The following is an 18,926-nucleotide window of genomic DNA, read 5'->3' as shown; positions in this document are numbered from 1 at the left end:
TCACGGGCGGTCGACGAGCCGGCGGCCGCTGTCCGGGAAGCCGGTCCAGCGCAGGTCGGGCGGGAGGTGGCTCATGTCGTTGAACATCACGAGGGTGGGCGGCAGGCCGGTGGCGTACTCGATGATCGTCAGCGCGGTGTTGGCACTGTTCAGACCCAGCCACCGGTACGGCGGAGCCCCCAGTGCGTGCCGTACGAGCCAGGCGATCTGGAAGGCGTGCGTCACCAGGACCTCGTAGGTGTCGGTGTCGGTGGCCTTCGCGAACCGGTCGACCAGCGCCTCGGCGAGCCGCTGCCCCGAGGCGGCCTCGGCGTCGTCGTAGCCGTCGAAGAAGCCGGCCCACTCGCGGGGCATCTCGGTGGTGTCCGGGATGTAGGGCACGTGGTCGACGAGCTCGGCGACCTCGGCCACCGGGACGTCCGGCAGGGACCGGGCCAGCTCGGTGGCGCTCGCGACGGCGCGGGGCAGCGGGGAGTGCCAGACGGCGTCGACCGGTACCCCGGCCAGCCGCCGGCCCAGCAGGGCGGCCTGCCGGTGCCCGGCGTCCGTGAGGTTGCCGAACGCGTCGGCCGCGCCGTGGCGGGCCAGGTAGAGGTGTCGAGTCGCCATAGGGGTGAGGGACGCGGGGCGTCCCCGTCTCCTTTCGGTCGGTGGGGGTGGGCGGTCGTCGGCTTCCGGTCGGTGGGGGCGGTCGTCAGCTTGCGGTCGCCGGGTAGGTGACGGTGCCGGAGGTGCCGTCGAGGGTGATGGCGCTGCCGTCGCGGAGCCTGGTGGTGGCCTCCGGGGCTCCCAGGACGGCGGGGATGCCGTGCTCGCGGGCCACGATAGCGGCGTGCGAGAGCAGGCCCCCGGTCTCGGTGACCACGCCCGCGGCGACGCGTAGCAGCGGTGTCCAGGCCGGGTCGGTGTAGGGGCAGACGAGGATGTCCCCCGGTCGCACCCGCCCGAAGTCCGCAGGCCCGCGCACGATCCGCGCCGTCCCGGTCACCACCCCCTGACTCCCGCCCGTCCCCACGAGCACACCGACCGCAGCAGCCGGTGGGGGGAGGGTGGCGGCCCGAAGGTCCAGCGGGGATCCCGGTGGTCCGGGGAGGGCGGCGGACAAAGGAGCGGGTCGGGCCGGCGGTCCGGGGAGGGCGGCGGTGATGGGGCGGGATTGGAGGATCCACAGGTGCCCGTCGGCGAGGGCCCACTCGATGTCCTGCGGCCCGCCCCGGAGCGCGGCGATCTCCGCGCCCAGCCCGGCGAGCCGCGCGACGGTCGCCTCGTTGAGCGCCGCCCGCCGCCGCGAGGAGGCCGGCACGTCACTCACCACGAGCTGGCCGCCACGCCGGTCAAGGCGGGTGCGCTTGTCGGCGAGGGTACGCAGAACCGCCCCGTCCCCGGCGACCCGATAGGAATCCGGGGTGACCCGGCCCTCGACGACGCTGGGCCCAAGCCCCCAGGACGCCTCGATCTCGGTCGGCCCACCCGGGTGAGAGGGCGTGAACATGACCCCGGACACCTCGGCGTCCAGATGCCGCTGAACAAGCACGGCCATCGCCAGCTCACCCTCACCAGACCCACCCCGATAGCCGACGGCCCGGGAGGTGAACAGCGAGGCCCAGCACCCCCGCACAGCCTCGGCGACAGCATCCACGCCCCGCACCCCCAGGAAGCTCTCGTGCTGCCCAGCCGCCGAGGCAAGACCGGTGTCCTCGTTCGCGGCCGACGACCGAACCGCCACCGGCGGGCCGCCGAGCTCACCGTGCTCACCGAGCTCATCGAGCGCCCGCCCCAGCGCCTCGACCAGGGCGGCGTCGAGCGGCCGGGCCTCGATCGCCTGCCGTACCGAGGACGGCTCCCGAAGGTCCAGCCCACGGACAGCGGCCAGGTACGCGGCGAACGGCACGACAAACCCCCCGGGCACCGGCAGCCCAGCACGGATCAACGCGCCGAGCGCACCGGCCTTGCCCCCGCAGGTGCCGGCGACGGCCTCGGCCAGAGCTACGATCACTCATCCCCCTCATCAACCTTTTGTTGACAACATTTTGTTGATTGTGCACGATGGTCCCATGCCGCGCAAGCACGAGCTCACCCCTGCAGCGCAGGACGACCAGGCCCAGGCCCGCCGCGAGCAGGAGGCCCGCGAGCGCCTCCTGACCCGGGGCGCGGACGCGCTCGAACCCCGGCCGTGGCGCCCGCCGCCCGTCCCGCCGTCGGCGGTCGACCTCGTGCAGTTCGCCGTCTGGCGCCAGGCCGAGCTGACCCCGGAGGACGCGCTGAGCGCGCTCGCCCTCCTGCCCGCCGCCCGCGCGGAGGTGGACGGGCTCGAATCCGCCCTGCTGTTCATCGCCAGGAGCGCCGGACTGACCTGGGCCCAGATGGCGCAGGCGATGGGGTTCAACTCCCCGCAGGCCTGCCAGCAGCACTACAACCGCCTCACGGCACGACAGGACGCCGACTGATGACGCACGACTCCGCCCCCGACCTGCTGGTGCTGCATGCCGTACGCATCACCGGTTTCGCCGACACCCCCGTGATCGCGGCCCGCTACGGGCTCGACGCGGCCGAGACGAAGGAGCTGCTGTACGACGCGGAGGCCTACGGCCGGGTCCAGCACTCAGCCTTCGCCGGCACCGGAGGCTGGTCGCTGACCGAGCGGGGCCGCGCCGAGAACGAGCGCCTGCTCGCGGCCGAACTCGCCGCCGTCGGCGGGGGCGACGAGGTCCGTGCCGTCTACCGAGAGTTCCTGCCGCTGAACACGCGCCTGCAGCGGGCCTGCACCGACTGGCAGCTCCGGCCCGCCGCCGGGGACCGGCTCGCGACCAACGACCACACCGATCCGGCCTGGGACGCCCGGGTCCTGGACGAGCTCGCGCAGGTCGGCCACGCGCTCGCCCCGCTCACGGACCGGCTCGCGGGCCTGCTGAGCCGATTCCGGGGCTACGACGCGCGGTTCGCCGCTGCGCTGGCGCGCGCCCAGGCCGGGGACATCGCCTGGGTGGATCGCACCGACGTCGACTCCTGCCACCGGGTCTGGTTCGAGCTGCACGAGGACCTGATCGCCACGCTCGGCATCGATCGGCACACGGAGGTCTGACCTATCCGCCACCGAGCAGCCTGTCGCCGGGCTACTCGGTTGTGAAAACCGTTACCATTTCCGGTGCTAGGGTTTGTGAAAATGATTCCCATTCCCTGGAGCCGTTCTTGAGGTCCCCCTCCGCGTTGACCGTCGCCCTCCTGGCCGGCGCCCTCGGGGTGTCGGCGTTGCTGGCGATCGGCCTGGGCGCCGCGAGCGTGCCGCCCGGCCAGACCTTGCGCTACCTGTGGGCGGCGCTGACCGGCGGGGCGATCACCGCCGACGAGGTGACGGCCTACCAGATCATCTGGCAGGTCCGCACGCCGAGAGTGCTCCTCGCCGTGCTGGTCGGGGCCGGGTTGAGCGCTGTCGGCGTGGCGATCCAGGCCATGGTGCGCAACGCCCTGGCCGACCCCTTCGTGCTCGGGGTCTCCTCCGGGGCATCCGCCGGGGCGGTGCTGGTGGGGGTGTTCGGCGGGCTGGCCGCGCTGGGCGTCTACGCGGTCTCGGCCGGAGCCTTCCTGGGGGCGCTGCTCGTCTCGGCCCTGGTCTACCTGGCCTCGCGCGGTGAGGGCGGCCTGATGCCGCTGCGCCTGGTGCTGACCGGAGTGGCGATGGCCTTCGGTTTCCAGGCGGTGATGAGCCTGATCGTCTACTTCGCCCCGGACGGCGAGGCCACCAGCACGGTCCTGTTCTGGTCGATGGGCGGGTTCGGCGCGGCCACCTGGGGCGTGCTGCCCGTGGTCGCGGTGGTCGTCCTGGCCACCACGCTGCTCCTGCGCCGCGACGGCCGCCGGCTCGACGTGCTGGCCCTGGGCGACGAGACCTCGGCCAGCCTCGGCGTGGACACGCACCGGCTGCGGCTGAAGCTGTTCGTGCTGGTCTCGCTGGCCACCGGGGCGATGGTCGCGGTGAGCGGCGCGATCGGCTTCGTCGGGCTGGTGCTGCCGCATCTGGTGCGGCTGTGGGTGGGCGCGGCGCACGTCCGGGTGCTCACCGTCGCCCCGCTGGCCGGCGCGATCTTCATGGTCTGGGCCGACCTGGCGTCGAGAACCCTGATGGCGCCACGCGAGCTGCCCATCGGGGTGATCACCGCGCTGGTGGGCGTGCCGGTCTTCGTCACGCTGCTCCGCCGCCGCGGCTACCTGTTCGGCGGTCGCTGATGACGCTGTCGCTGGAAGAGGTCTCGGTCTCCGTCGCGGGGCGCCGGCTGGTCCGGGAGCTGTCGCTGACGGTCGGGCCGGACGAGGTCGTGGGGCTCCTCGGACCCAACGGCTCGGGCAAGACGACCGCGCTGCGCTCCGTGTACCGCGCGCTTCGGCCGGTCGGCGGCGCCGTACGCCTCGACGGGGAGGACCTGAACGCGATGCCGGCGCGCGCGGCCGCGCGGCGGGTCGCCGCGCTCACCCAGGAGGGCCACGCCGACCTCGACTTCACCGTGGCCGAGATCGTGGCGCTCGGCCGGGCCCCGCACCTGCGCGGCAACCAGGCGCTGAGCCCCGCCGAGCACGAGCTGTGCCGCCGGGCGATGGCCCGCATGGACGTCGCGCACCTGGCCGGGCGCGGCGTGTTGTCGTTGTCCGGCGGCGAGCGCCAGCGGGTGCTCGTCGCCCGCGCGCTCGTGCAGGAGCCGCGCGTCCTGATCCTGGACGAGCCCACCAACCACCTCGACCTGCACCACCAGCTCCGGCTGCTCGCCATGCTGCGCGGCGCCGGGCTGAGCGTGCTGGTCAGCCTGCACGACCTCAACCTCGCCGCCGCCGCGTGCGACCGGCTCGCGGTGCTGGCCGCGGGACGACTCGTGGCCTGCGGCCCGCCGCACGAGGTGCTCACGCCATCCCTCCTGCGCGAGGTGTTCGGCGTCGAGGCGAGCGTGGTGCCGCACCCGCTCACCGGAGTCCCCCAGGTCCTCTACGACCTGACCGCGATGAAAGGAACCCCCGCGTGATCACGCGTACCCGCTCGGCGACCGCCGCCGCACTGACCGGCCTCCTCCTGCTCACCGCCTGCGGCGCGCAGGTCCAGGGCGCCACGGCCGAGAGGAAGGTGACGGTCAAACGCTGCGGCCAGGACGTCGAGTACACCCTGCCGCGCCGGGCCGTCGTCTACGAGGCCGGCAGCGCGGACAAGATGTTCGCCCTCGGCCTGACCCAGCACGTGCACGGCTACGTCATGCCGCCCGCCAACCCGCCGGTGTCGGAGTCGCCGTGGGCGGCCGAGTACGCCAAGGTCAAGTTCCTCAGCGACGACCTGCTCAACCGCGAACTGGTCGTCGACGCCAAGGCCGACTTCGTGGTGGCCGGCTGGCGGTCCGGCTTCAGCGACCAGCGCGGCATCACCCCGGCCCTGCTCGACGGCCTGAAGATCCAGAGCTTCATGCACGCCGAGTCCTGCTTCAACTACCCCGGCCACCCCGAGCGGGTCACGCCCTTCGAGGGGCTCTACACCGATCTGCAGCGGCTCGGCCAGATCTTCGGCGTCGAGGACCGGGCCCGCGCCCTCGTCGCCGGCTACCGCCAGCGCGTCGAGGCGGTGCGGGCCCAGGCGCCCAAGGACGGCGAGCCGCTGCCGGTCTTCCTCTACGACTCCGGCACCGACAAGCCCTTCACCGCCGGCCGCCAGGTGCCGCCGACCGACATCATCCGCTTCGCCGGGGGCCGCAACGTCTTCGGCGACCTGGACGCCCGCTGGGGCGAGGTCACCTGGGAGGCCGTGGTCGAGGCGAAGCCGGAGGTCATCATCATCCTCGACTACGGCGACCGGCCGGCGGCGGAGAAGATCAAGTTCCTGAAGGAGTTCCCCACCACCAGCAAGCTGCCGGCCGTGGTGAACGACCGCTTCTACGTCCTCGACTACAACGAGGGCATCAGCGGGCCGCGCAACATCGACGGGCTGGAAGGCTTCGCCGCCTACCTGCGCGGGCTGGGCAGATGACCCTGGCCTCCCCCTCCGGGCGGTCGATCCTGCGGGAACCCGCGTTCCTGCGGCTGTGGGCGGGGACGACGGCCTCCGGGCTGGCGACCTGGTCGATGCCGTTCGTGCTCGGCCTCGCCGTCCTCGACCGGAGCCTGACCGCCGCCGGGCTCGGCGTCGTGCTGGCCGCGCGGACGGCGGGCTTCCTGGTCGCGGTTCCGGCCGGCGGCGTGCTGGCCGACCGGCACTCGCGGCGGGCGGTCGTCCTGGCGGCCGGGGCGCTGGCCGCGCTCGCGACGCCGTTCGTCGCGCTCGGGCTGGGCCGCTCGGTGCTCCTCATGGCGGTCGCGGCGGCGGTGGTCGGCGCGGGGCAGGGGGCCTGCCGGCCCGCCTTCCAGGCGCTGACCGCCGAGGTGGTGGACGCCGAGCGGCGGCAGCCGGCCAACGCCGCCATCACGCTGGCCGTCCGCCTCACTACCCTGCTCGCCCCGGCGGCCACGGCGCTGCTGGCAGTCGTGGTCGAGCCCGGGGCGCTGCTGCTGGGCACCGGCGCCCTGTGGTTGATCGCCGCGCTGCTGCCACCGCGCGGCACGCGTACGGCGGAGCCGGCCGCCGAGCGGGCGCCGTTCTGGACCGAGTTCGGCGAGGGCGTCGCCGAGGCGCGGCGGCACCCGTGGTTCCTCGCCGGTCTGGCCGCCCTCTCGGCGGTGATCTTCACCGGCTACTCCGCCACCGGCGTGGCCCTGCCGCTGGCCGGTCGCGACCTCTACGGGACCGAGGCGGTGCTGGCCGGCGCGCTCACCGCCTACACCCTCGGCGCGCTGGCCGGAGCCGTGCTGATGACGCGGCGGCGACCGCGCGAGGAGGGCTGGGCCGCGCTGGCCGGGCTGGCGTTGTACGGCTTCGCCCCGCTCAGCCTGCTGCTGCCGCTCCACCCGGCGGTGGTGTTCGCCGCCTACGCGGTGGCCGGGCTGGGCATCGAGCTGTTCAACGTGCCGTGGTTCACCGCCACCCAGCGCGAGATCGAGCCGCGCCTGCTCGCCCGGGTGTCGTCGCTGGACTTCCTGCTCTCCTACGGCCTGGCCCCGGCCGGGCTGGCCTTCCTGGCGCCGGCGGTCGACGCCTTCGGCTGGCGGCCGGTGCTGGCCGGCTGCGCGCTCGTCTGCTTCGCCGCGCCCGCCCTGGCGGCCCTGGTGCCGAGCAGCCGCCGTTTCTCCGCCGTCAGGGCGTGACCCGGGCGGCCGCCTCCCGGGCGATCTCGGTGTAGAGGCGGAAGAGGGCCGGGCGGGCCGCACCCCGGTCGCGCTCGTACAGGGCCGCCCAGCACTGGGCGACGCACTCGCGGGCCCGGGTGCCCGGCCAGAGCTGGGGCAGGAGCTGAGGGGGCAGCAGCGGGTCGGGCTCGATGGCGCGGGTGAGCTCGGCGGCCAGTTCGACGTCGATGGTGAGCAGGTCGGCGGAGGACAGTCCGCCGGAGCCGGTGAGCCGGGCGAGCCGGGGCTCGGCGATGCGGCTCAGCCGGTGGTAGCGGGCGGCGATCTCCTCCAGGGGCCACAGCCGCCGGGCGAGCTCGGCGGGCTCCCGGGTGTCGCCCCGGCGCAGGTCGGTGGAGGTGAACAGGGTGAGGGCGGCGTGGGCGCCGAGGCGGTGGGCCGCTTCCTCGACGTACGGTTCCCAGGCGTTGGCGCAGACGTACAATCCGCCTTGAAGCGGGGCGCCGCCGAGGTGGACCAGCGTCTCGCGCAGGGCGTCCCGGACCGGGCGCGCCGATTCCGGCACCGCGAAGGCGGCCAGGTGCCAGACGTCGTCCCAGGGAGCGAGCCCGGCGTCCTGGTCGAACGCGTGCCGCAGGAAGTCGGCGTTGGGGGCGAGGGCGCGCGTGGTCTCCGCGGTCGCGCGCAGTTCAGCCTTGCGGCCCCGGCCCTCGTGGGTGAACCGGCCTTCGGCGACGAGGCGTTTGATGCACAGCCGTACCTGCTGGTCGCTCATGCCCAGGGTGCCGGCGACGGAGTAGAGCTCCTCCGCGTCGACGGTGCCGTCCTCGCGGATCAGGGCGTGGACGAGCACACGGGTGGGGACCTCGACCTGGTCGGGATCAGCGCTCACCGTTCCTCCCCTCTTGTGCGGATCGGGCGGCGCATGGTGGTCACCGCGCCGAAGCCGAGCAACCGGCGCAGGTAGGGCGTGTGCTCGGTGCGCACGGCCGTGAAGCCGCGCCGCTCGTACAGGGCCCTGGCCCGCGGATTGGTGTCTATCACGTCCAGCCTGATCTCCCGGCAGCCCTGCTCCGCCGCGAGTGCGGCCACCTCCTCGATCAGCAGGCTCCCGATTCCTCGGCCGCGAGCTTCCGCGTGTACGGCGAGGCCGTCCATGACGAGCTGTCCGGGGGCCGGGCTCCGGTCGAACAGGGCGAGGATCAGGAGCCGGTGCAGTCCGCGCAGGTGCCCGTAGGCGCGCAGCACGTCGCCGGCCGATCCGCCGGTGAAGGAGCGCCCGTCGAGCTGGTATCCGGCGAGGCCGACGAGCCGGCCGTCGAGGAGCGCGCAGACCGCGCGATCGGCGTTCAGGTGCGCGGCGATCAGGGGCACCGCCTTGCCGGGAGGGTTCAGGGCGGGGCCGAGCTTGCGGCCGAAGGCGTCCCAGTACAGCTCTGCCGCCCGCCGCTCGGCCCCGTACGGCAGGCCCCGCCGTACGGTCACCGTGCCGTCCCCTGACACGTCGTGTCCCACGGAGCAAATCTATCAGATGTGCCACGATCGTTCTTTGGGCGATAGTTTAGGATAAACACCTATACGGAGGCGGTCACCCCATGTCCTCGACGATCCGGCGCGTCACCCGCTTCGCCCTGTGGTCACTCCTGGCCGCCCTGATCGCGGCCGGTGTGGTGCTGTGGCAGAACTCCTACGCCATGGACGAGCAGCGGGTCTCGATCCGCCACGGCGGTCACACCCTCAAGGGCGTGCTGGCCACCCCCAGGGACGGGCGCAAGCAGCACGGTCTGGTCGTGTACATCCACGGCGACGGCCCGGTCGACGCCACCCACGCCGACGGCTACAAGCCCCTGTGGGAGGCGAACGCCAAGGCCGGATACGCCTCGCTGTCCTGGGACAAACCCGGCGTCGCGGGCGCGCCGGGCGACTGGCTCGGCCAGACCATGGACGACCGGGCCGACGAGGCGGCCGCCGCGATCGCCTGGGCCCGCACCCGCCCGGACATCGACGGCGACCGGATCGGGCTCTGGGGCGCCAGCCAGGCGGGCTGGGTCCTGCCCAAGATCGCCGCCAGGACGCCGGTGAGCTTCGTCATCGCCGTCTCGCCCGCGATCAACTGGCTCCGGCAAGGGCGTTACAACCTCCTCGCCGAGCTGCGGGCCGACGGCGCCTCACCGGCGCGCATCCAGGCGGAGGTCACCAGGAGCGACACCGTCCGCCGGCTGCTGCGGCGCGGGGCGAGCTTCGCGGAGTTCGTCACGGCCATGGGCGGCGAGGCGAACGGCATGACCGCCGGCCGCTGGGGCTTCATCGCCAAGAACCACACCGCGGACGCCACCCGGGACCTCCCGGCGCTGCGCGGCATCCCGGTGCTGCTCGTCCTGGCCGGTCACGACGTCAACGTGGACATCGCCGACACCGAGCGCGGCTACCGCCAGGCCCTGGACCCCGGTGGCGCCTTGACGGTCAGGCACTTCCCGGACGCGACCCACTCGCTGCTCAAGCAGTCCGTGGAGCAGTCGGACCTCCTGGTCACGCTCACCGCGCTCCTCGCCCCTCGCTCGCTGTTCGCGGACGGGTTCCTGGACGGCCAGCGCCGGTTCCTCACCGAAGTCAGCCCCGCTTCTTACTGAGCGTCCGCCTGCGCCGGATCAGACCCACCACCACGACGAGCACGATCAGGGCGCCGAGCAAAATCCAGGACGCGCGCCCGAGCAGCCTCTCCAGCTCCACCGCGGAGGCCCCCGCGAAAGCGCCCAGGGTCACGTACAGCGCCGACCACGACAGCGATCCGGCCAGCGAGGCGGGCAGGAAGCTCCGGTACCGCAACTGGGCGGCGCCGGCCGCGGCCGGGGTGAGGGTGCGCACGACGGGGATGAGCCGGGTGAGGAAGACCGCCGCCGCCCCGTAGCGGCGCAGCGCCCCGGTGGCCCGGTCCCAGTGCCGCACGCCGAGCCGCCGCACCACCGCCAGGTCCCGCATCCGCTCGCCGTAACGGCGGCCGAGCAGGTAGCCGACGTGATCACCCGCCGTCACGCCCAGGGCGACGAGCAAGAGCAGGACGACGAATCGCGCGGGCGTGACAGCGGCGGCTCCCAGCAGCAGCACGCCCGTCTCGCCGGGGAAGACCGACCCGAGGCCCAGGCCGGACTCGGCGAACGCCATGAGCCCGGCCACCGCGCCCAGCGCCGGGAAGGGCAGATCGCTGATCACGTGAATGACTTCCGTGATCCAGTCCACGCGCCGCCCCCAGTTCCGCCGGTCCATCCATGATCTACGCTCCCCGGCACCATAGAGGTACGGGGACGAAAGCCGCGTATCAGGAGTCGAGCACGGCGGCGACCGCTTCGATCTCGACGAGCTGGTCCTGGTAGCCGAGCACGGTGACACCCATCAGGGTGCTCGGCACGTCGTGCTCGCCGAACGCGTCACGGACCACCCGCCAGGCCGTGCCCAGATCTTCCTGCCGGGTCGACGCGACCAGGACCCGGGTGCTGATGACGTCCTCCAATGTCGCACCGGCGGCGGTGAGAGCGGTTCGCAGGTTCTCGACGGCCTTCGCCGCCTGGCCCGCGTAGTCCCCGATCGCCACCGTCGAGCCGTCCTCGTCGAGGGGACAGGCTCCGGCGAGGAAGATGAAGCGCGACCCGGCGGGGGCCGTGGCCGCGTAGGCGTACTCCGCGACGTCGGACAACGCAGCGGAGCGGATCAAGGTGACGTTCGACATGGCCGCACAACTCTCTCTTCTCGTCGGAGCGGAACAACGGTCAGGAAGCAGCTCTCAGCAGGCGGAGCTGGCCGATCTCGCTGACGTTCTTCATCAGCTCGGCGTTGACCCAGGCGAGCACGTGGGCGACGGTCTGCTCGGAGTCCGGCGGCCACGGGAAGGGGGGCGCAGGAGCCTCCAGGTCGGCGTCGGTGAGGCGGTCCAGCACGGCCAGCCACCGGGTGCGAAGGTCCCGCAACCACTCGACGGCGCTCGTCCCGTCGCCGGGCCAGGTGATCGCGGTCCTGTCCCGGGGCTCACGGCCGTCGAGGTGATCGAGGGTCACGCTCCACCACCACCCGATGTGCCAGCTCAGCCAGCCGATGGTCGGCACCGGGACGGGATCGAGCTCCGTCTCCGCCCAGTCCGGCCTCCAGACCCCCTCGGAGTCAGGACGCACGGTCCAGCACAGGGAGGCCGGCTCCCACAGGAAATCCGCCGGCTGCAGCAGTTGGAGGTGGTGGTCGAACAGCGACCAGGTGAGGTCGAACTGCCAGCGCAGCAGTTCGCAGCGGGATCCAGGCATGCGGTCGAGAATGACAGAGGCCGTGCATCCATTGCAAAACAATAATCCACTGCAAATTTGCAGTAGAGTCCTCCTATGCAGGAAGGACTCCGGGAGCGCAAGAAGCGGCAGACCCGGCAGCGCATCCACGAGACGGCCCTCGGCCTGTTCGTGGAGCGCGGCTTCGAGAACGTGACCATCGCCGAGGTCGCCGCCGCCGCCGAGGTGTCGATCAACACCCTCTACAACTACTTCGAGTCCAAGGAGGACCTCGTCCTGCCGCCGGAGGAGGCCTCCCCGCAGCGGCTGGCCGACATCGTGCGGGAGCGCGCGCCGGGCGAGTCCGCGATGGGCGCGGTGCTGGCACGGCTCCGGGCGGAGGTGCGCGGCCGGGAGCGGCGCGTGGGGCTGAGCGCCGGGTTCGGGCGCGTCCTGGAGATGATGCGGGCCGCGCCCACGCTGTCCGCCCGGCTGGAGGACCTCGGCCGCCGGATGACGGACGAGCTGACGGCCGTCCTCGCCGAGGAGACCGCCGCGCCCGAAGGCGATCCGCTGCCGCGCGCGGTCGCCTGGCACATCGGCTCCCTGCACGCGCTGGTCATGTCCGAGATCGGCGGGCGGACGGCCGCGGGCGAGCCGCCCGACGCGATCGCCGAGGCGGTCCTCGACCTGCTGGACGTCATGGAGAGCCTGCTCGGCGAGCGGGTGCTGGGCTATGCCGTACGAGAGGAACGACCGTGTTCAGAGTGACGATCAGGGGCAAGTTCAAGGGCCTCGACGCCGCCGAGCGGGCCGCCGTGGCCGCGGGAAGCAGCCCCGCCTACACCGAGGCGGGCACGTTCACCTGCGACGCTAGCGGGTCGGCCTTCACCTTCCGCTGCCAGGTGCCCGCCGGGCCGGACGACGACGATGACGACGCGGCCCTGCTGGCGATGGCCGCCCTGGAGGCGCACGGGTACGCGCACGAGATCCTGCAGGTCGCCGTGACGGACATGCGCACGATCAAGGTCCGACGGCGACCGTGAACATCCCGGCGGGCGGGCTCTCATGGATTTCCCAGGCTTCTCCCCGGCCGATCCCAGCCGGCCCACTTGGCTGATCTTCATGAAGAAGACCTTCGCCCTCGGCCTGGCCGCCGCCGCGGTCGCGTCGATGACCCTGGCCACGTCGCCGAGCGCCACCGCAGCCTCGTCGCCCACCGTCCAGGTCGAGCCCTCTCCCCTGCCGGACGGCGTCACCACGATCACCGACCAGATCCTGGCCGCGGACCGCACCCTGCGCGGGCCGGGGCTGCGCAGCCGCTACAACCTGTTCGTCGTCGGGTTACACGGCTCGGCGACCGTCCGCGACAAGGGGACGGCGTTCATCGGCTACACCTGGCAGCGCGGCACCCTCACCGCCAAGACCGACACCAGCGTGACGGTCACCAGCAAGGACGGCTTCGTGCAGACCTGGACCCTGCACCCGGCCACCCGGGTCCGCCGGGACGCCAAGCAGGCCGACCTCGGGCGGGCGTTCGACCGCTTCCACGAGGACGGCTCGGACGGCACGGGACTCGGGCTGGCCATCGTCAAGGCGATCACCGAGGCGCACGGCGGCCAGTGCCGGATCGTCTCCCCGCCCGGCACCACCGTCTACGTCGAGCTGCCCGCCGAGAGCAGCCGGCCTCCCCATCCCGCGTTCTCCAGCGGGTAGTGGTTCATCAGGATGAGCGTCTCGTCGGTGTTGGCGAGCCCCTCGTAGGCCTCGGCGACCGCGGCGTGGATCTTCGCGGCCATGGCCCCCTTGGCCTCCAGGCTGGACAGCTCGGGGGCTTCGAGGAAGCAGAGCGGCCGGATCGGCTCGGCGCCGATCCTGCCGTCCTGGGCGACGTTGCCCGGCTCGTACTCCCGGAGCCAGATCCGCACGTCCGGCATCCGGTAGGCGGCGTCGATCGCCTCCGTGATCAGGGTCATCATCTTGCGCTTGGCGTCGTCGGCGATCCCGGTGGGCGCCTCGATCAGGAACTGTGGCATAGGTAGGACTCTACGACTATCTAGTTGGAAAAAACAACCATCCACTCGGACGTAAACTGGGCTCCATGACCGGCAGGCGGAAGTACGACGACGGATGCGCGGTGGCCCACGGCCTCGACCTGCTGGGCGAGCGCTGGGCTCTGCTGATCGTGCGCGAGCTGCTGCTGGGCCCCAAGAGGTTCACCGACCTGCGCGCGGGGCTGCCGGGCGCGAGCGCCGACATGCTGACCCAGCGCCTGCGCGAGCTGAGCGAATCGGGCATCGTGGAGCGTCGCAAGCTCCCGCCCCCGGCGGCGTCCTGGGTCTACGAACTGACCGGCTGGGGGGCCGAGCTCGAACCGCTCATCCTCGAGCTCGGCCGCTGGAGCAGCCGCTCGCCCGCCCTGCGCACCGATGCGCCCATCGGCCCTGACTCGCTCGTCCTGTCGCTCAAGACGCTCTTCGACGCTCGCGCGGCGCGCGGCTTCCACGCGAGCATCGCGCTGCACCTCGGCGAGCACCGGTTCCGCGTCCGTATCGCCGACGGCCATCTCGAAGCCGTCCGCGGCGAGTGCGACCGGCCCGACGCCACCCTCGACACCGACCCCGGCACCCTGGCCGCGGCCCTGTGGGACGGCCAGGAGCACGCCTTCGACGATCCGGACGGCGTCGTGTCCCGGTTCCTCACACTCTTCCCGCTCCCCGAGCCGGCCGGGATCACTCGCGAGTCCCCAGCGCCTCGGCCGGGTGGAGCCGCCGGGTGAGGCGGGCCGGGACGACCGCCAGCCCCACAGCCGTCGCGACGACGGCCAGGTAGCTCCGCGGCGGCGCGTACGGCACAGCCTCCCCGGTCATCCCCGAGCTGCCCGCCTCGCCGGTGTGGACGGCGGCCGTCTTCGTGGCCAACACGGTGCTGGTGGTCACGCGGCAGGTCCCGGTCGCCGTCGCGCTGTCCCGCTTCCCCCGCCGGACCGTGCTGGCGCTCGCCGGGGTGGTGCCACCGTGTCCTACCTTCGGTCATCACCGCTCTCGCACCCCGCGGCCGGTCGCGCTCTGGGGCAGCCTCGCCACCGCCACCCTCCTCTCCAGCCACGCCGTCACCTCGGAACGGCACGCTTCCGCCTGAACGCCCGCGGCAGGACGTCAGGCGCGTTCTTCCTTGTCGGCCAGCCAGAAGAACACCGGGGGCAGCACCAGCTCGATCACCGCCAGCACGACCTGGAACCCGTGCGGCCTGCCGTACACCGCGAGCGACAGCAGCCGCCCCACCCCGCCCAGCAGGAAGACGGCGGCCAGCCAGCGCACCACCGAGGCCGGGATGGGCCGCCGGCGGGCGGCCCACAGCCAGGCCAGGCCGTAGCCGGTGAAGGCGGCGCCCATGAAACGCCCCCAACTGTCGATCGTCGCGCCGGCGTCAGCCGCTCCGGGGATCGCCGCGTTGCCGAGCGCGACGTGGAGCAGCCCGATCAGGACACACGACCACCCCATCAGGACCGTGAGGAAGCGGAGCGCCTTGGCCATGATCTCTCCCGACTTAGTAGACGTGTGTCTACCAAGATGGCCGCGCTAGTAGACGCGTGTCAACTAGACTTCTCCCCATGCCTCCTCGCCAGCGCCTCACGCCCGACGAGCGGCGCGCCCAGCTCCTCACCGTCGGCGCGCGGCTCTTCGCCCGGCACCCGTACGCCGACGTGCTGATGGAGGAGGTCGCCGAGGAGGCGGGCATCTCGCGGGCCCTGCTGTACCGGCACTTCCCGAACAAACAGGCCCTCTTCGCCGCCGTCTACCAGCAGGCGGCCGACCAGCTCCTCGCCGACACCCGGCTCGATCCCGCGCAGTCCCTGCGGGAGCAGCTCGTCCAGGGCATGGACGTCCATCTCGACTACTTCGTGGCCAACCGCAACGCCGTCCTCGCCGCGAACCGGGTCCTCGCCGGCGACCCGGTCATCCAGACGATCATGGCGAACGAGCTGGACGTGCTCAGGGAACGGATCCTGGGCGTCCTTCCCCTCGCGGGAGACGACGCCCGCGAGGCGGTCTCCGGGGTGCTGAAGGCGTGGCTGGTCTTCGTCCAGGTGTTGTGCGTCGACTGGCTCACCCGCGAGACGTGCACCCGCGACCAACTGCGCGACATCTGCGTCGGCGCGGCCCTGGGCGCTCTCGGCCCGCTGCTGCCCCCGCCGGCGGAGTGACACCGTCAGGCCAGGAAGAACTCCGCCAGCGCGCGGGCGACCAGCGCCGGGTCGTTCTCCATCGGGATGTGACCGGCCCGGGGCACCCGGACCAGCGTGGAGTTCGGGACCTCGTCGGCGAACCGCTGCGCGTGGCGGACCTCCTGGAAGGTGTCGTCCTCGCCCCACACCAGCAGCTTCGGCACATCGGAGGCGACCAGGCCGGGCATGAGCTCAAGGGTGTACCGGCAGTCGGCCGCTCCGGCCAGCGCCATCCAGGACCTCCCCACGCGGAGATCGCGCCACGGGTCGAGGTAGTCGGCCAGCTCCGCCTCGGAGACCGGCCGCGCCAGGGCGGTGGACACGGCGACGCGCCGGGCGGCGAGCAACTCCTCCACGCTGGTCGCGGCGACCACGGCAGGCTCCCGGAAGCGCCGCACGCCGGGCACCGGCCAGGAGTCGTAGCTCACCGAGTTCACCAGGGCCAGCCGGGCGACCGGCAGCTCGCCGCCGACCAGCAGCCGCTGGGCGATCGCGCCGCCGATGTCGTGCCCGGCCACCCCCACCGGCCCGTCGATGCCGAGCGCCGCCGCGAACCGCGACACCCAGGCGGCCAGCGCCGGCACCGTGGCCGTTTCCAGGGTCAGCTCCCCTTCCGAGCGGCCCAGGCCGGGCAGGTCGACGGCGACCGGCCGCAACCCGGCCGCCGCGAGGTCGTCCAGCACCGGCAGCCAGACCCGGCTCCAGTAGGTGCCGTGGAGCAGCAACACCTGCGGGCCGTGCTCGCCCGCCGTCAGATAGCTGGCCTTCCGGCCGTCGACTTCGATCGTTTCGCGTGTAGGCATGGCCATAACCATCGGGGAATGGGAGGAAACGGTCAAATACCGCTTAAGATATGGCCCCATGACGTTGACGCAGCTCCGCGCCCTCATCGCGGTCGCCGAGCACGGCGGTTTCACCGCGGCGGCCGACCTGATCGGCATGTCCCAGCCCGCGGTCAGCCGCGCCATCGCCAGCCTGGAGCGTGAACTCGGCGCCCCGCTGTTCGTCCGCCACCCCGACGGCATCGCGCTCACCGAGGCCGGCCGCCGGGCGCACACCCACGCCCGCGAGGCGCTGCGGCACTTCGACCTCATCCGCCCTGAGGTGGCAGCCGCCGCCGGCCAGGTCACCGGGCCGCTGCGCCTGGCCAGCCTGCCCAGCGCCACCGGCACCCTCATCGCCGGCCTGCTGCGCACCTTCACCGATCGCCACCCGCAGGTCCAGGTGCGCCTGTTCGAGGGGGCCGACGACGACGTCCGCGGCTGGCTGCACGGGGGCGCGGCCGAGGTCGGCGTGGTCACCCTGCCCGCCCCCGGCCTGCACACCATCCCGCTCAGCACCCACGAGATGGTCGCCGTGGTGCCGGCCGGACACCACCTGGCCGGGCGGGAGACCCTCCACATCACCGACCTGACCGGGCGGCCGTTCATCCTCACCACGGCGGGCTGCCGGCCCATCATCACCGACGCCGCCCGCCGGGCCGGTGCCGAGCTCGACATCGCCTACGAGGCCGGAGGCCAGTCCGCCATCCTCGAGATGGTCGCCGCCGGCCTGGGCGTCAGCATCGTGCCCACGCTCGGCCTGCCCGCCGAGCTCGGCGCGGTCGTGACCCGGCCGCTCGAACCGCGGCTCACCCGGACGCTGGCCCTGGCCGTCCTGTCCCCGACCGACTGCGGACCGGCCGCCCGCGCCTTCCTCGACCTGGCCAGCCCGTGAGTCAGTGACTCGGCCGCGCTGATCGGCCCGACGCCCTCTCCCAAGCCAGAGCCACGACCACCCCGACGGCGTAGGCGACCAGGTCCCACGGATCGGGAAACGCCCCGACCAGCACACCGCCCACGCCCGGCGGGGCCGTGCCGACCATCTGGTACACCTCGACCGCGACGGCCACCGCCGCCGTGGCCAGCGCACGACGCGCGGCGGTGGTGGTGCGCCACACCAGGCCGAGAACCGCGTAGACCAGCATGGTGGCGCTGACGTCGCTCACATAACCGCGGACGAACGGCTGCCCCGGGCCCTGGTAGAGAAGCACGAACGCGCCGACCGCGAGGGCGGCGCCACCCAGAAGGACCATGGCACGGCGCATGTGATTGACGTCTTCTCGATCTCGACGATCAGGACGAAGCCGATCATAAGGCTCGCCTCTGTGGCGCTCGCCGTTCAGCGCCTCTCAGCGATCGGCGTGCCGGTGACACCTTGACAGCGGGCTCCGGGCTGTTGATGATCGGGGCACTATACCGGTTTACCTCACTATCCCCGCCTGGCGCTGACACGGGCGGCGAGCTGGGCTTAACCGATATAGCAACCCCCTGTCCGCTCCCGACGATGAGGAGCCGATCGATGAGTGGATCGCTGATGCGGAGAAGGACCCTCCTGACCGGCCTGGCCGCAGCCGCCGCCGGTGTCGCGTTACCCGCCACGGCGCACGCCGAGCGCCGGCCGAGCGCGAAGACCGGGCCGATCTCGGTCGTGTACATCGAGGTCAACAGCCAGAGCATGACGAACGCCGCGAAGTACACGCTGGCCAGGAACGGCGCGCAGGTGTTCGACATCGCGGTCATCTTCGCCGCCAACATCAACTACAACGGCACGAGCGCCTACCTGCACTTCAACGAGAACGTGCAGCGGGTGCTGGACAACGTGGCGACCGAGGTCCGCCCGCTGCAGGAGAAGGGCATCAAGGTCCTGCTGTCCGTGCTCGGCAACCACCAGGGCGCCGGTTTCGCGAACTTCCCGACCCGGCAGGCGGCCGACGCGTTCGCCCAGGAACTGGCCGACGCGGTGCGGAGGTACGGCCTCGACGGCATCGACTTCGACGACGAGTACGCGGGCTACGGCAACAACGGCACCGGCCAGCCGAACGCCTTCTCGTTCGTCTACCTGGTCTCGGCGTTGCGCCAGAAGCTGCCGGACAAGCTCATCACGCTGTACGACATCGGCCCGGCCTCGGACCGCCTGAGCTACAACGGGGTGAGCATCGCCAACACCTTCGACTACGCCTGGAACCCGTGGTACGGCACCTGGTCGGTGCCGAGCGGCCCGAGCTCCAGGTCGCGTCTCTCCCCGGCCGCGGTGTCGTTCTCCGCGACCAGTTCGTCCACCGCCGCGCGCCTGGCCCAGCGCACGGTCAACGAGGGGTACGGCGCCTTCCTCACCTACAACCTCACGGCGGCGAACACGGCCTCCTACATCTCGGCGTTCACCAGCAGGCTCTACGGGAGCACCGCCGTCTACCGGCCCTGACGGCCGGCCGTACCCGCCTG

At 72.6% G+C, this 18,926-nt stretch carries 27 protein-coding genes; 15 read left to right on the top strand and 12 right to left on the bottom strand.

Going from position 1 to position 18,926, the window contains the following annotated elements:
• Both AB0I67_RS34455 and AB0I67_RS34450 read right to left on the bottom strand, forming a co-directional pair.
• Window positions 1-609 (bottom strand): histidine phosphatase family protein, encoded by a 609-nt coding sequence (locus tag AB0I67_RS34455; RefSeq protein ID WP_357932402.1) that lies wholly within the window; start codon window positions 607-609, stop codon window positions 1-3.
• 85 nt (window positions 610-694) lie between these two features.
• On the bottom strand, window positions 695-1,996 hold the full coding sequence (locus AB0I67_RS34450; protein ID WP_357932399.1) for a PEP/pyruvate-binding domain-containing protein: 1,302 nt from the start codon (window positions 1,994-1,996) through the stop codon (window positions 695-697).
• 58 nt (window positions 1,997-2,054) lie between these two features.
• Between AB0I67_RS34450 and AB0I67_RS34445 the strand changes: the two genes are divergently transcribed.
• The 6 genes from AB0I67_RS34445 (at window position 2,055) to AB0I67_RS34420 (ending at window position 7,206) form a co-directional block, all read left to right on the top strand.
• Window positions 2,055-2,447, top strand: a complete 393-nt coding sequence (locus tag AB0I67_RS34445) for a DNA-binding protein (RefSeq protein ID WP_357932397.1) — start codon at window positions 2,055-2,057, stop codon at window positions 2,445-2,447.
• Window positions 2,447-3,082, top strand: coding sequence for a transcriptional regulator (locus tag AB0I67_RS34440; RefSeq protein ID WP_357932394.1), 636 nt, complete (start codon window positions 2,447-2,449; stop codon window positions 3,080-3,082). Before AB0I67_RS34445 ends, AB0I67_RS34440 begins: the two co-directional genes overlap by 1 nt.
• A gap of 107 nt (window positions 3,083-3,189) precedes the next feature.
• Window positions 3,190-4,224, top strand: a complete 1,035-nt coding sequence (locus AB0I67_RS34435; protein WP_357932391.1) for an iron ABC transporter permease — start codon at window positions 3,190-3,192, stop codon at window positions 4,222-4,224.
• Window positions 4,224-5,009 carry an ABC transporter ATP-binding protein gene (locus tag AB0I67_RS34430; RefSeq protein ID WP_357932389.1) on the top strand — a complete coding sequence of 262 codons (786 nt, stop codon included), beginning with the start codon at window positions 4,224-4,226 and terminating at the stop codon, window positions 5,007-5,009. Before AB0I67_RS34435 ends, AB0I67_RS34430 begins: the two co-directional genes overlap by 1 nt.
• The gene (locus AB0I67_RS34425; protein ID WP_357932386.1) at window positions 5,006-5,995 is read left to right on the top strand and encodes an ABC transporter substrate-binding protein; all 990 of its coding nucleotides are present in this window, start codon (window positions 5,006-5,008) and stop codon (window positions 5,993-5,995) included. Before AB0I67_RS34430 ends, AB0I67_RS34425 begins: the two co-directional genes overlap by 4 nt.
• A complete protein-coding gene (locus AB0I67_RS34420) occupies window positions 5,992-7,206 on the top strand; it encodes an MFS transporter (protein WP_357932383.1) in 1,215 nt (404 codons plus the stop codon). The genes AB0I67_RS34425 and AB0I67_RS34420 overlap by 4 nt, the downstream gene beginning before the upstream one ends.
• Here AB0I67_RS34420 and AB0I67_RS34415 read toward each other — a convergent pair.
• Both AB0I67_RS34415 and AB0I67_RS34410 read right to left on the bottom strand, forming a co-directional pair.
• Entirely contained in the window at window positions 7,196-8,080 is an 885-nt protein-coding gene (locus AB0I67_RS34415) for a PaaX family transcriptional regulator C-terminal domain-containing protein (RefSeq protein WP_357932380.1), read from the bottom strand. The genes AB0I67_RS34420 and AB0I67_RS34415 overlap by 11 nt on opposite strands.
• On the bottom strand, window positions 8,077-8,703 hold the full coding sequence (locus tag AB0I67_RS34410; RefSeq protein WP_357932377.1) for a GNAT family N-acetyltransferase: 627 nt from the start codon (window positions 8,701-8,703) through the stop codon (window positions 8,077-8,079). The genes AB0I67_RS34415 and AB0I67_RS34410 overlap by 4 nt, the downstream gene beginning before the upstream one ends.
• A gap of 80 nt (window positions 8,704-8,783) precedes the next feature.
• Here AB0I67_RS34410 and AB0I67_RS34405 point away from each other — a divergent pair, with 80 nt between their 5' ends.
• Complete coding sequence (locus tag AB0I67_RS34405; protein ID WP_357932375.1) at window positions 8,784-9,818, top strand: alpha/beta hydrolase; 1,035 nt, start codon at window positions 8,784-8,786, stop codon at window positions 9,816-9,818.
• Here AB0I67_RS34405 and AB0I67_RS34400 read toward each other — a convergent pair.
• The 3 genes from AB0I67_RS34400 to AB0I67_RS34390 all read right to left on the bottom strand — a co-directional run bounded on the left by AB0I67_RS34400 (window position 9,799) and on the right by AB0I67_RS34390 (window position 11,477).
• Window positions 9,799-10,425, bottom strand: coding sequence for a DedA family protein (locus AB0I67_RS34400; RefSeq protein ID WP_357932372.1), 627 nt, complete (start codon window positions 10,423-10,425; stop codon window positions 9,799-9,801). The two genes, AB0I67_RS34405 and AB0I67_RS34400, sit on opposite strands and share 20 nt — an antisense overlap.
• A gap of 79 nt (window positions 10,426-10,504) precedes the next feature.
• Window positions 10,505-10,912 (bottom strand): Rid family hydrolase, encoded by a 408-nt coding sequence (locus tag AB0I67_RS34395; protein WP_357932370.1) that lies wholly within the window; start codon window positions 10,910-10,912, stop codon window positions 10,505-10,507.
• A gap of 40 nt (window positions 10,913-10,952) precedes the next feature.
• Window positions 10,953-11,477, bottom strand: a complete 525-nt coding sequence (locus AB0I67_RS34390) for a DinB family protein (RefSeq protein WP_357932367.1) — start codon at window positions 11,475-11,477, stop codon at window positions 10,953-10,955.
• Between the two features lie 75 nt (window positions 11,478-11,552).
• Between AB0I67_RS34390 and AB0I67_RS34385 the strand changes: the two genes are divergently transcribed.
• The 3 genes from AB0I67_RS34385 to AB0I67_RS34375 all read left to right on the top strand — a co-directional run bounded on the left by AB0I67_RS34385 (window position 11,553) and on the right by AB0I67_RS34375 (window position 13,151).
• Window positions 11,553-12,206, top strand: coding sequence for a TetR/AcrR family transcriptional regulator (locus AB0I67_RS34385; protein WP_357932365.1), 654 nt, complete (start codon window positions 11,553-11,555; stop codon window positions 12,204-12,206).
• Window positions 12,194-12,481, top strand: a complete 288-nt coding sequence (locus AB0I67_RS34380; protein ID WP_357932361.1) for a DUF6204 family protein — start codon at window positions 12,194-12,196, stop codon at window positions 12,479-12,481. The genes AB0I67_RS34385 and AB0I67_RS34380 overlap by 13 nt, the downstream gene beginning before the upstream one ends.
• 79 nt (window positions 12,482-12,560) lie before the next feature.
• The gene (locus AB0I67_RS34375; RefSeq protein ID WP_357932358.1) at window positions 12,561-13,151 is read left to right on the top strand and encodes an ATP-binding protein; all 591 of its coding nucleotides are present in this window, start codon (window positions 12,561-12,563) and stop codon (window positions 13,149-13,151) included.
• Here the strand turns inward: AB0I67_RS34375 and AB0I67_RS34370 are convergent.
• Window positions 13,091-13,471 (bottom strand): hypothetical protein, encoded by a 381-nt coding sequence (locus tag AB0I67_RS34370; RefSeq protein ID WP_357932355.1) that lies wholly within the window; start codon window positions 13,469-13,471, stop codon window positions 13,091-13,093. The genes AB0I67_RS34375 and AB0I67_RS34370 overlap by 61 nt on opposite strands.
• Window positions 13,472-13,536: 65 nt before the next feature.
• On the opposite strand from AB0I67_RS34370, the gene AB0I67_RS34365 reads away from it, so the two are divergent.
• Entirely contained in the window at window positions 13,537-14,214 is a 678-nt protein-coding gene (locus tag AB0I67_RS34365) for a helix-turn-helix domain-containing protein (protein WP_357932352.1), read from the top strand.
• Here the strand turns inward: AB0I67_RS34365 and AB0I67_RS34360 are convergent.
• On the bottom strand, window positions 14,168-14,374 hold the full coding sequence (locus tag AB0I67_RS34360) for a hypothetical protein (RefSeq protein WP_357932349.1): 207 nt from the start codon (window positions 14,372-14,374) through the stop codon (window positions 14,168-14,170). The two genes, AB0I67_RS34365 and AB0I67_RS34360, sit on opposite strands and share 47 nt — an antisense overlap.
• Between AB0I67_RS34360 and AB0I67_RS34355 the strand changes: the two genes are divergently transcribed.
• Window positions 14,367-14,576 (top strand): hypothetical protein, encoded by a 210-nt coding sequence (locus AB0I67_RS34355; protein ID WP_357932346.1) that lies wholly within the window; start codon window positions 14,367-14,369, stop codon window positions 14,574-14,576. The genes AB0I67_RS34360 and AB0I67_RS34355 overlap by 8 nt on opposite strands.
• Window positions 14,577-14,593: 17 nt before the next feature.
• Here the strand turns inward: AB0I67_RS34355 and AB0I67_RS34350 are convergent, their stop codons facing one another.
• Entirely contained in the window at window positions 14,594-14,971 is a 378-nt protein-coding gene (locus tag AB0I67_RS34350; protein ID WP_357932344.1) for a DUF4345 domain-containing protein, read from the bottom strand.
• A 77-nt stretch (window positions 14,972-15,048) separates the two neighbouring features.
• Here AB0I67_RS34350 and AB0I67_RS34345 point away from each other — a divergent pair, with 77 nt between their 5' ends.
• The gene (locus tag AB0I67_RS34345) at window positions 15,049-15,642 is read left to right on the top strand and encodes a TetR/AcrR family transcriptional regulator (protein WP_357932341.1); all 594 of its coding nucleotides are present in this window, start codon (window positions 15,049-15,051) and stop codon (window positions 15,640-15,642) included.
• Window positions 15,643-15,647: 5 nt separating this feature from the next.
• Here AB0I67_RS34345 and AB0I67_RS34340 read toward each other — a convergent pair whose 3' ends face one another.
• Window positions 15,648-16,466: an alpha/beta fold hydrolase gene (locus tag AB0I67_RS34340; protein WP_357932339.1), complete on the bottom strand. Its 819-nt coding sequence runs from the start codon at window positions 16,464-16,466 to the stop codon at window positions 15,648-15,650.
• Window positions 16,467-16,524: 58 nt separating this feature from the next.
• Here AB0I67_RS34340 and AB0I67_RS34335 point away from each other — a divergent pair, with 58 nt between their 5' ends.
• On the top strand, window positions 16,525-17,379 hold the full coding sequence (locus tag AB0I67_RS34335; protein ID WP_357932336.1) for a LysR family transcriptional regulator: 855 nt from the start codon (window positions 16,525-16,527) through the stop codon (window positions 17,377-17,379).
• 1 nt (window position 17,380) lies between these two features.
• Here the strand turns inward: AB0I67_RS34335 and AB0I67_RS34330 are convergent, their stop codons facing one another.
• Complete coding sequence (locus AB0I67_RS34330; protein WP_357932333.1) at window positions 17,381-17,737, bottom strand: DUF2809 domain-containing protein; 357 nt, start codon at window positions 17,735-17,737, stop codon at window positions 17,381-17,383.
• A 281-nt stretch (window positions 17,738-18,018) separates the two neighbouring features.
• Between AB0I67_RS34330 and AB0I67_RS34325 the strand changes: the two genes are divergently transcribed.
• Window positions 18,019-18,906: an endo-beta-N-acetylglucosaminidase H gene (locus tag AB0I67_RS34325; RefSeq protein WP_357932331.1), complete on the top strand. Its 888-nt coding sequence runs from the start codon at window positions 18,019-18,021 to the stop codon at window positions 18,904-18,906.
• The last annotated feature ends 20 nt before the right edge of the window (window positions 18,907-18,926 follow it).

The organism is Nonomuraea sp. NPDC050310 (assembly GCF_040655795.1).
GTDB lineage: Bacteria > Actinomycetota > Actinomycetes > Streptosporangiales > Streptosporangiaceae > Nonomuraea.
This window is presented reverse-complemented; position numbering and strand designations above follow the sequence as displayed.